Origin of the sequence: Novosphingobium sp. (assembly GCF_025351285.1) — a bacterium.
Lineage (GTDB): Bacteria > Pseudomonadota > Alphaproteobacteria > Sphingomonadales > Sphingomonadaceae > Novosphingobium.
On sequence record NZ_JANXWG010000009.1, the window covers coordinates 18,618 to 28,786 of the forward strand.

General features: G+C 64.7%; 11 protein-coding genes and 1 tRNA gene. 7 read left to right on the top strand and 5 right to left on the bottom strand.

Annotated features, from left to right (window positions below; genetic code table 11):
• The first annotated feature begins 64 nt into the window (after positions 1 to 64).
• From Q0R16_RS01325 to Q0R16_RS01340, 4 genes are read left to right on the top strand one after another with little or no spacing between them, the layout of a single operon-like run.
• Complete coding sequence (locus tag Q0R16_RS01325; RefSeq protein WP_295631014.1) at positions 65 to 1,357, top strand: 3-methyl-2-oxobutanoate dehydrogenase (2-methylpropanoyl-transferring) subunit alpha; 1,293 nt, start codon at positions 65 to 67, stop codon at positions 1,355 to 1,357.
• Positions 1,354 to 2,412: an alpha-ketoacid dehydrogenase subunit beta gene (locus tag Q0R16_RS01330; protein WP_295631017.1), complete on the top strand. Its 1,059-nt coding sequence runs from the start codon at positions 1,354 to 1,356 to the stop codon at positions 2,410 to 2,412. The genes Q0R16_RS01325 and Q0R16_RS01330 overlap by 4 nt, the downstream gene beginning before the upstream one ends.
• 4 nt (positions 2,413 to 2,416) lie before the next feature.
• On the top strand, positions 2,417 to 3,763 hold the full coding sequence (locus tag Q0R16_RS01335) for a dihydrolipoamide acetyltransferase family protein (protein WP_295631019.1): 1,347 nt from the start codon (positions 2,417 to 2,419) through the stop codon (positions 3,761 to 3,763).
• 34 nt (positions 3,764 to 3,797) lie between these two features.
• Entirely contained in the window at positions 3,798 to 4,406 is a 609-nt protein-coding gene (locus Q0R16_RS01340) for a YdeI/OmpD-associated family protein (protein ID WP_295631021.1), read from the top strand.
• Positions 4,407 to 4,412: 6 nt separating this feature from the next.
• Here Q0R16_RS01340 and Q0R16_RS01345 read toward each other — a convergent pair whose 3' ends face one another.
• A complete protein-coding gene (locus tag Q0R16_RS01345; RefSeq protein ID WP_295631023.1) occupies positions 4,413 to 4,898 on the bottom strand; it encodes a hypothetical protein in 486 nt (161 codons plus the stop codon).
• A 215-nt stretch (positions 4,899 to 5,113) separates the two neighbouring features.
• Between Q0R16_RS01345 and Q0R16_RS01350 the strand changes: the two genes are divergently transcribed.
• Positions 5,114 to 5,190, top strand: a tRNA-Asp gene (locus tag Q0R16_RS01350).
• A 45-nt stretch (positions 5,191 to 5,235) separates the two neighbouring features.
• Here the strand turns inward: Q0R16_RS01350 and Q0R16_RS01355 are convergent.
• The 4 genes from Q0R16_RS01355 to Q0R16_RS01370 form a co-directional block, all read right to left on the bottom strand.
• Positions 5,236 to 5,460, bottom strand: coding sequence for a DUF2842 domain-containing protein (locus tag Q0R16_RS01355; protein ID WP_366857045.1), 225 nt, complete (start codon positions 5,458 to 5,460; stop codon positions 5,236 to 5,238).
• Positions 5,457 to 6,026, bottom strand: a complete 570-nt coding sequence (locus Q0R16_RS01360; protein WP_295631025.1) for a 5-formyltetrahydrofolate cyclo-ligase — start codon at positions 6,024 to 6,026, stop codon at positions 5,457 to 5,459. Before Q0R16_RS01360 ends, Q0R16_RS01355 begins: the two co-directional genes overlap by 4 nt.
• A 265-nt stretch (positions 6,027 to 6,291) precedes the next feature.
• Positions 6,292 to 6,609 (bottom strand): cell division protein ZapA, encoded by a 318-nt coding sequence (locus Q0R16_RS01365; protein WP_295631027.1) that lies wholly within the window; start codon positions 6,607 to 6,609, stop codon positions 6,292 to 6,294.
• Positions 6,606 to 6,851, bottom strand: a complete 246-nt coding sequence (locus tag Q0R16_RS01370; RefSeq protein WP_295631029.1) for a hypothetical protein — start codon at positions 6,849 to 6,851, stop codon at positions 6,606 to 6,608. Before Q0R16_RS01370 ends, Q0R16_RS01365 begins: the two co-directional genes overlap by 4 nt.
• 232 nt (positions 6,852 to 7,083) lie before the next feature.
• Between Q0R16_RS01370 and tkt the strand changes: the two genes are divergently transcribed.
• Complete coding sequence (gene tkt / locus Q0R16_RS01375; RefSeq protein ID WP_295631031.1) at positions 7,084 to 9,075, top strand: transketolase; 1,992 nt, start codon at positions 7,084 to 7,086, stop codon at positions 9,073 to 9,075.
• A gap of 10 nt (positions 9,076 to 9,085) precedes the next feature.
• Positions 9,086 to 10,093 (top strand): type I glyceraldehyde-3-phosphate dehydrogenase, encoded by a 1,008-nt coding sequence (gene gap / locus Q0R16_RS01380; protein WP_295631033.1) that lies wholly within the window; start codon positions 9,086 to 9,088, stop codon positions 10,091 to 10,093.
• The last annotated feature ends 76 nt before the right edge of the window (positions 10,094 to 10,169 follow it).

The following is a 10,169-nucleotide window of genomic DNA, read 5'->3' on the forward strand; positions in this document are numbered from 1 at the left end:
CACAGGGCGCTCGTTCGGGCGTTGATGGCCGATTGGAGAGCACGCTGATGCAGGCAATTCGCCAATGACGGATATCGCGCCAGCGCATGGCCGAGGCAACTTGCCGCCGCTGTCGCTCCACGTTCCCGAGCCAAAGTACCGCCCCGGCGACAAGGTCGATTATACCGATCTCGGCATCCCGCCCGCCGGCGCGCAGCCGCGCCCGGACGAGCAATGCGCCGCGGCTGAAACGCACCCGCTGTGCCTCGATATGGTGCGCGTGCTGGGTGAGGATCACCGCGCGGTGGGTCCGTGGGATCCGCGGCTCGATCCGGAAACGCTGCGGCGGATGTTGCGCACGATGGCGCTGACGCGCGCGTTCGATGATCGTATGTTTCGCGGGCAGCGCCAGGGCAAGACCAGCTTCTACATGAAGTGCACTGGCGAGGAAGCGACCTCGGTGGCGCCCGCCTTCGCGCTGGCCGATGACGACATGGTGTTCCCCAGCTATCGCCAGCAGGGCATCCTGATCGCGCGCGGCTATCCGCTGACCGAGATGATCAACCAGATCTACTCGAACCGCGCGGACAAGCTGAAGGGCCGCCAACTGCCGATCATGTATTCCAGCCGCGCGCATCACTTCTTCACGATCAGCGGCAATCTCGCCACGCAATACCCGCAAGCGGTCGGCTGGGCGATGGCCAGCGCGATTAAGGGCGACACGCGCATTGCCGCAAGCTGGATCGGCGAGGGATCGAGCGCCGAGGGCGATTTCCACGCCGCGCTTACGTTTGCTGCGGTGTTCAACGCGCCGGTGGTGTTCAACGTGGTCAACAACCAGTGGGCGATTTCGAGCTTCTCGGGCTTTGCCGGGGCCGAGCGCACTACGTTTGCCGCGCGGGCGATCGGTTATGGCATCGCAGGCTTGCGCGTCGACGGCAACGATGCGCTGGCGGTTTACGCGGCGACGCAATGGGCCGCCAATCGCGCGCGGGCCAACATGGGCCCGACGCTGATCGAGCACTTCACTTACCGCGCAGAGGGGCACTCCACCTCGGACGATCCCGCCGGCTACCGTTCGGCGCAAGAGCGCGAGGAATGGCCGCTGGGCGATCCGATCATGCGGCTGAAGCGCCATCTGGTCGCGCTTGGCGAATGGACCGACGAGGCCCACGCCGAGATGGACCGCGAACTGGCCGAAATGGTCAAGGCCGCGACCAAGGAAGCCGAAAAGAACGGCGTTCTGGGCCACGGTCTCCACCACCCGTTCCACACGATGTTTGAGGACGTGTTCGAGGAGCTTCCCGCACACCTCGAAGAACAGGCCGAACAGGCAATCCGTGAGCGGCGAATCAAGTGGCCGGAGTGGGAAGAATGAGCACGATCGAGGAAGCTCCCGTCAGCCTGCATGACGCCCCATCGAAGCGGATGAACATGATCGAGGCGATCAACGACGCGCTCGACGTGATGTTGACGCGCGATGCCGACGTGGTCGTGTTCGGCGAGGATATCGGCTTTTTCGGCGGCGTGTTCCGCGCAACCGCTGGCTTGCAGAAAAAGCACGGCAGCCGGCGCGTGTTCGATACGCCGATCAACGAATGCGGGATCATCGGCGTGGCGGTGGGGATGGGCGCCTATGGCTTGCGCCCGGTGCCCGAGATCCAGTTCGCCGATTACATCTACCCGGGAATGGACCAGCTCATTTCGGAGGCCGCGCGGTTGCGTTATCGTTCGGCGGGCGAGTTCATCGCGCCGTTGACGGTGCGCAGCCCGTTCGGCGGCGGCATCTTCGGCGGGCAGACGCACAGCCAGAGCCCCGAGGCGCTGTTCACCCACGTGGCCGGCCTGAAAACCGTCATCCCGGCCACCCCGTACGATGCCAAGGGCCTGCTGATCTCCGCGATCGAGGACAACGATCCGGTGATCTTCTTCGAACCCAAGCGCATCTACAACGGCCCGTTTACCGGCTACTATGACAAGCCGGTCGAACCCTGGGCGCGGCACGACGACAGCGCGGTGCCCGAAGGGTACTACAACATCCCGCTCGGCAAGGCGCGCACCGTGCGCCACGGGGAGGCGCTGACGATCCTGGCTTATGGCACGATGGTCCACGTGGTCAGCGCGGTCTGCGCCGAAAAGGGCGTCGATGCCGAAATCATCGATCTGCGCACGCTGGTCCCGCTCGATATCGAGGCTGTGGAAAAGTCTGTGCAGAAAACCGGCAAATGCATGATCGTCCACGAAGCCACGCGCACCAGCGGGTTCGGCGCCGAATTGTCGGCGCAAGTGCAGGAGCGCTGCTTCTATCACCTCGAAGCCCCGATCGAACGCGTCACCGGCTTCGACACGCCTTATCCGCACAGCCTCGAATGGGCGTATTTCCCCGGTCCCGTCCGCATCGGCGAAGCCCTCGACCGCATCCTGAAAGCCTGACCAGATGGCCCGTTTCACATTCCGCCTGCCCGACATCGGCGAAGGCATCGCTGAGGCCGAGATCGTTGCCTGGCACGTCAAGCCGGGCGACCGGATCGAGGAGGATTCGCCCGTCGCCGACATGATGACCGACAAGGCCACGGTCGAAATGGAAAGCCCCGTCACGGGAACCGTGCTCGAAGTCGCGGGCGAGGTTGGCGACATGGTGTCGATCGGCGCCACGCTGGTGGTGATCGAGATTGAAGGTGTGGACGGGGAAGTTTCCGCACCTGATCGTGCTACCTCGACAGTTCCAACACCTGACCCCGTTCGTGCTGAGCTTGTCGAAGCACTGTCCTTGTCTTCCGCGCCAAAGGCGGTCGCCGAAAACCAGGACAGCCCTTCGACAAGCTCAGGGCGAACGGTGGGTGGGGAACCGTTTGCTGCAAGTGCTAACGCCGCACCCCCAGCACCCGCACCGTTCGCTCGCCCAACCGCCGCGCGCGTTCTCGCCAGCCCCGCAGTCCGTGCCCGTGCGCAGGATCTCGGCATCGATCTGTCCGAAGTGCGCCCGGCCGAGGATGGCCGCATTCGCCACGCCGATCTCGACCAGTTCCTCGCCTACAACGCCAGCGGCGGTTACCGTGCGGCAGGACCGGCGCGGGGGGACGAGACGATCAAGGTCATCGGATTGCGCCGCCGGATCGCCGAAAACATGGCGGCTTCGAAGCGCAACATCCCGCACTTCTCCTATGTCGAGGAATGCGATGTCACCGCGCTGGAGACAATGCGCGGACAATTGAATGATAGCCGGGGCGAGAAGCCCAAACTCACCATGCTCCCGCTGCTGATCACTGCGATCTGCCGCACGGTGCCACAATTCCCGATGATCAACGCGCGCTACGATGACGAGGCCAATATCGTCACCCGCCACGGCGCGGTCCATCTCGGCATTGCGGCGCAGACGCCGGCGGGGCTGATGGTGCCGGTGATCCGCGATGCGCAGACGCTCAACTTGTGGCAGCTTGCGCGCGAGATTGCGCGGCTGGCGGAAGCGGCGCGCAACGGCACTGCAACCAGCTCGGAACTGTCCGGTTCGACGCTGACGGTCACTTCGCTCGGCCCGCTCGGCGGGGTGGCGACAACGCCGGTGATCAATCGTCCCGAAGTGGCGATCATCGGACCCAACCGCATCATCGAACGCCCGATGTTCGTGTCTGACGGGATGGGTGGCGAGCGGATCGAAAAGCGCAAGCTCATGAACATCTCGATCAGTTGCGATCACCGCGTGGTCGACGGCTGGGATGCAGCCAGCTTCGTCCAGGCGGTGAAGAAGCTGATCGAAACGCCGGTGCTTTTGCTCGGCGATTGATCTGATAGGATGCGCGCCAATGCAGGAGGCGCGCATGACCAAGTCCGATCCACGCATCGATGCCTATATCGCCAAGGCCGCGCCGTTCGGGCAGCCTATCCTCCAGCATCTGCGTGCGCTGGTGCACCGCGCGCTGCCGGGGGTGGAGGAGACGATCAAATGGTCGATGCCGCACTACCTGGTGGGCGGCAAGAACGTGGCGGGCATGGCCGGCTTCAAGGCGCATTGCGCGTTCACGATCCACGGCGAAGGACGCCAGGGGCCGAACGGCGACGATGCCGAAACCGGCATGGGCCAATACGGCAGGATCACCGCGCTGGGCGATCTGCCCGACGAAGCGGTAATGATCGAACGACTCCACGCCGCGCGCGATCGCGTTGCGAGGACCGGCAGCGCCACCAAGCGACCTGTCGTGCGTGAACCCAAGCCAGAATTGCCGGTGCCCGAGGAAATGGCTGCGGCGTTGTCCGAAAACGCAGCGGCTCTGGCGAATTTCGAGTCCTTCACGCCTTCAGCGCGCCGCGAATACAATGAATGGATTGGCGAGGCCAAAGCGGCCGCAACACGCGAACGTCGCGTGGCTCAGGCGATTGAGTGGATCGCCGAGGGCAAGAAGCGCAACTGGAAGTACGAAAACTGCTGAGCTCGATTACCGAACCACGCCGCGATAGGTGATCTGCCCCGAACCCAGCACCGCCATTCGCGCCGGAACGCGCCAGCGCACGTGTGTGACGTCTTCGGGTGTCGCTTGTCGGATCCGGCCTTCGTCGCGCAAGCGCAAGTCTTCCAGCCGGCCCCAGCTCAATCCGCCATCGATCGAGACTTCTTCGTCGGCCTCGATCGAGCGCTGGTAGGATACGCTGCGCGGCATCGGATTGGTCACGGTGAAATCGCGGCTTGCACCGGCAGCGCGCGCCTTCCAGTTCACCACGAAGATCAGGCGGTCACCCGGATGAAGCGCAGCCGGGCGTTCGAGCACGCGGCTGACGCGGCCATCGGGGCCGGGCACATAGCGTTCGACGAACACGTCGCTGGCAAGCTGCACCCGTTCGGCCGCCTGCGCCGTGGCCGGCGCCATGCTGGCGACGATCCCGCCCGCTATTCCATAGCCCGCGATTGCGAACCTCGATGCCATATTGCCCCCGTTCGGCGCATGCCCCAGCGCCGATCCGTGTATTAGCGGGCAGGTCCCAAGCTTTGGTTAACGGGGCGGAAGGCATGTTCGCGCTGTCCGATGCGCCCGCGCTTCGGGCTGTGGGAAGTGTGCCGCGAAGCCAGTTCGGATAGCGGTTGACAGGTCCGGTAGGCTGCCTTAGTGGCGCGGCTCCCAAGCGTAATCGTCTTGAATACGCGGGTGTAGCTCAGTTGGTTAGAGCGCCGGCCTGTCACGCCGGAGGTCGCGGGTTCAAGTCCCGTCACTCGCGCCATTTTCCCGGAAATCAGGGAAAATGGCGGGCCGGGCAATCGGTTCCTCAACCGAAGCGGCCGGTCTCCATCCAGATCAGGAACCGCCGTAGCGGCAGGATCCACACGATCCCCAGCACCATGTAGACCACTGCCTGGACCAGTACCGGCGTCTGCGCGATCAGGCCCGAAGCGCTGGCGACCAGCACGCCGTAAAGAACCAGTCCTGTCAGCAGCATGAGAATGCCGGCGGGCTTGCGCCACGTGGGTGGAGGCGGCTCGTTCATCATCATGCGTTGGCTCCGGCGAAAGGACCGTATAGGCGGGTAGGGGTGACGACGGCCGTCAATGCGCGGTCATGCGGTTCCAGCGGCAATTGTTCGACCATCTGGCAATCCCAGGCAAGCCCGATCGCGACCGCCGCGGGGTGCGCCGCCAGCCAGCGATCATAATGCCCGCCACCCTGTCCAAGCCGGCCGCCATCGGGACTGAATCCCACCAGCGGCACGAACACCACATCGGGAACGGCTTCGGGCGCATCCTCGGCCGGCTGCGCGACCGACCACGGGCCTGCTTTCAAACAATCGTCGGCGTAAGGCGAAGTCCATTCGCGGAATGTCATTGCCGCATCACGGGCGGCGAACCACGGCAGCGCCAAGCGATGACCGGCTTCGTGGAACCACTTGGCGTAGCCCTGCGTGGGCGCTTCGTCCGCACCGGCCGCGTAAAGCCCGATCGTGGCGCCTGTCGGAACCAACGCCGTCAAGGCGGCGGGCGGGCGGAGCAACAGCAATGCCGACATGCGCGGATCGAGAGCGGCTACGGCGGTTCGGCGATCGGCCTTCAGGCGCTTGCGCAAGCCTGCCTTGGCGTCAAGGAATTGTCTTCCGGCCACGAATTGTCTCTCGCAGAGCGGGATGGCTCAGGTTCAGCGATGGGTGACGGGCCCACCATGGGTCGTTGCCGGTGAAATCCTCTGACGCGTCGACGTCAGGTGGGGACCATATGTGCCTGACCCCAATGCAAAGAGAGTGGTCAAACCAGGGACAGCCCCCAAGGATTTTGCTTATAGCCTCAGGGATGTTCGTTCGGCTCGTGCCGGGCAGAACCCGTCACAACAACACTTAGGCGCTCTGTGGGCTTTCCTCAAGGTGCGTGGCAATATTTTCGAGCCGTTCGGCCAGCCTGTCGATCCGCGCAGCAAAAGCCGGGCCCGGCGCGGACGGTTGCGCGGCCTTCTTGCGCAGGTCGTGAAGGTCGTCGGCCAGCAGCAGCGCGGCGAACAGCAGCGTGCGCGTTTCGCTCATCCCGCGTTGTTCGTCGCCCAGTTCGCTCAGCCGGCCATCGATCATCCGGCCGAGCGTGTCGATGTGCGCTTCTTCGCCCGGTGCGCAGGCGACGGTGAAATCGCGGCCGCCGATGCGGATGGTGAGGTTGCTCATGTGCCAACCTTCGCCTGGCTGGCTTCCACCTGTGGCGCGGCTTCGGCGGCGGCAAGCAGCGTATCGAGTTCGCGCACGCAGTCGTTCAACACCTGGCGCAGCGCAGCGTGACGTTGTTCGAGCGCGGCCAGCGCAGCGGCATTTGCGGAAGGCTGGGTCTTTGCGCGAAGCTGCGCAGCTTCGATCCGTGCGAGCGCCGCGTCGAGCCGGTTAACCGCCGAGTCCATCTGAACATCTGCCATGACCCATTTGGCTAACACAAATACGCGTTGTCGCAACCGGTTGCTGCGCGTTCTGCGCAAGCCATGCGAAGCTTATGCACAGTTTACGGCGCCCCGGGCACCACCCCACCATCCTTGACGCATCGGGGTGCCCCGGACAAAGAGGCGCCACAATGCGAATCGGCCCCGGGGGGTTTGGGCGAATTGGCAACTACGCGCCGGGTGACGCGGCGGAAAGGGTACAGGCTACCGCATGACAGCTTCGACACCGGCACAGCTTCCCGTCATGGCAAACGCCATCCGCGCGCTGGCCATGGATGCAGTCCAGGCCGCGAACAGCGGGCACCCCGGCATGCCGATGGGCATGGCCGACGTGGCGACTGTGCTTTACGCCAGGTTCCTGAAGTTCGATCCCTCGGCGCCGCGCTGGCCCGATCGCGATCGTTTCGTGCTGTCGGCCGGGCATGGCTCGATGCTGGTCTATTCGCTGCTCAACCTGACCGGCTATGCGCGCCCCACGATGGATGACATCCGCAAGTTCCGCCAGTTGCACAGCCCTTGCGCGGGCCATCCCGAGAACACCGAGCTGGAAGGCGTGGAATGCACCACCGGGCCGCTGGGGCAGGGCCTGGCAATGGCCGTGGGCATGGCGATTGCCGAGCGGCATCTCAACGCGCACTTCGGCGATGGTCTGGTCGATCACCGCACCTGGGTGGTCGCGGGCGACGGCTGTCTGATGGAAGGCATCAACCACGAAGCGATCGGGCTTGCCGGCACGCTCAAGCTGGGCCGGATGATCGTGTTGTGGGACGACAACAAGATCACCATCGACGGCGCTACCAGCCTTTCAACCACCGAGAACATCCCCGCGCGCTATGAAGCCGCGGGCTGGCACGTCGAATCGTGCGATGGGCACGACATGGCCGATATCGAGCGCGCGCTGGCCGCCGCTGTGGCCGATGACCGGCCATCGCTGGTCGCTTGCCACACCGTCATCGGCAAGGGCGCGCCCACCAAGCAGGGCACGCACAACGTCCACGGCAGCCCGCTTGGCGCAGACGAAATCGCCGCGACGCGCGCCGCGTTGGGCTGGACTGCGGCGCCGTTCGAGATTCCGGACGATGTGCTGGCCGGCTGGCGAGCGCTGGGTGCCAAGGGCGCCGATGCGCGCAAGGCGTGGGATGCGCGGCTTGCCGGCGATGCCAACGCTGCCGAATTCAGCCGTCGCATGGCGGGTGAACTGCCTGCGGGCGATGCGGTGGCCGAGACTTTCAAGGGCTGGTTGGCGCAATCGCAGAAGGTCGCCACGCGCAAGTCGTCCGAAATGGCGTTGGAAGTGCTGACCCCGCTGGTGCCCGAAATGGTCGGTGGGTCGGCCGATCTCACCGGCTCGAACAACACCAAGACCAAGGTGACCACGCCGTTCACCCCGGCCGATTACGCCGGCCGCTACGTCTATTACGGCATCCGCGAATTCGGCATGGCCGCGGCGATGAACGGCATGGCGCTGCACGGCGGGGTGATCCCCTATGGCGGCACCTTCCTGGTGTTCTCCGACTATTGCCGCAATGCGATCCGTATGTCGGCGCTACAGCAGGCGCGGGTGATCTATGTGCTCACGCATGACAGCATCGGGCTGGGCGAAGACGGTCCGACGCACCAGCCGATCGAGCATGTGATGAGCATGCGGATGATCCCGAACCTGGAAGTGTTCCGCCCCGCAGACATCATCGAGACCGCCGAATGCTGGCAACTGGCCTTGCAGAACGCGCATGGCCCGTCGGTGTTGGCGCTGACCCGGCAGAACCTGCCGCAACTGCGCAGTGCCAATGCTCCTGGGGGCGACATGCTGAGCGCAAAGGGTGCCTACCGGCTGCGTTCCGCCATGTCGGCGCGCAAGGTGGTGATCGTGGCCACCGGTTCGGAAGTCGAGATCGCGGTTACCGTGCGCGATCGGCTGGAGGCACAGGGCATCGGCACCGATGTGATTTCAATGCCGTCGTGGTCGCGCTTCACGAGCCAAGACAAGGCCTATCGCGACGACCTGCTGCCGCACGATGTGCTGCGCGTCTCGATCGAGGCGGGCACCACCTTCGGCTGGGAAGCAATCACCGGCATCGCGGGCTTGCGCTTCGGCATCGACCGCTTCGGCGCTTCCGCCCCGATCGAGGCGCTCTACGACTATTTCGGCCTGACCGCCGACAAGATCACGCCGCAAATCGTCGCGGCACTTTCGAGCAATTGAGGAGCATTTCATGGCCACCAAGGTAGCGATCAACGGTTTCGGACGCATCGGGCGCAACGTGGCGCGCGCCATCCTGGAGCGCCCCGATTGCGGGCTTGAACTGGTTTCGATCAACGATCTCGCCTCGGCCAAGGCCAACGCGCTGCTGTTCAAGCGTGATTCGGTCCACGGCGCGTTCCCCGGCACGGTCGAAGTCGATGGTGGCGATCTGGTCATCAACGGCAGCCGCGTCCACGTGACCGCAGAGCGCGATCCCGCCAACCTGCCGCACGCCGCGCAGGGCATCGATATCGTGCTCGAATGCACCGGCTTCTTCACCGATCGCGCTTCGTGCGAAAAGCACATCGCGGCGGGCGCCAAGAAGGTGCTGATCTCGGCACCGGGCAAGAATGTCGACCTTACCGTCGTTTACGGCGTGAACCACGACAAGCTGACCGCCGATCACGCGATCGTGTCGAACGCATCGTGCACCACCAATTGCCTCGCGCCGTTCGCCAAGGTGCTGAACGACGCGATCGGCATCGAGCGCGGGCTGATGACCACGATCCACGCTTATACCAACGACCAGAAAATCCTCGACCAGATCCACGAAGATCCGCGCCGCGCCCGTGCCGCTGCGATGAGCATGATCCCCACCACCACCGGCGCCGCGCGCGCGGTGGGCGAAGTGCTGCCCGAACTGAAGGGCAAGCTCGACGGTTCGGCGATCCGCGTGCCCACGCCGAACGTCTCGGTGGTTGACCTGACCTTCACGCCAAAGCGCGACACTACCAAGGACGAAGTCAACGCGCTGCTCAAGGCCGCTTCGGAAGGTGCGCTCAAGGGCGTGCTGGGCTTCTCGGACGAGCCGCTGGTTTCGATCGACTACAACCACGACGCGCATAGCTCGACCATCGACAGCCTCGAAACCACGGTGATCGACGGCAAGCTGGTGCGTGTGCTGTCGTGGTACGACAACGAATGGGGCTTCTCGAACCGCATGGTCGACACCGCCGGAGTGATGGGCGGCTTGCTTTAAGGTCAGGCACCTTGTTCCCGTTCGTGTCGAGCGAAGTCGAGACACGTCAGCGCGGCGCCAGCGTGTCTCGACTTCG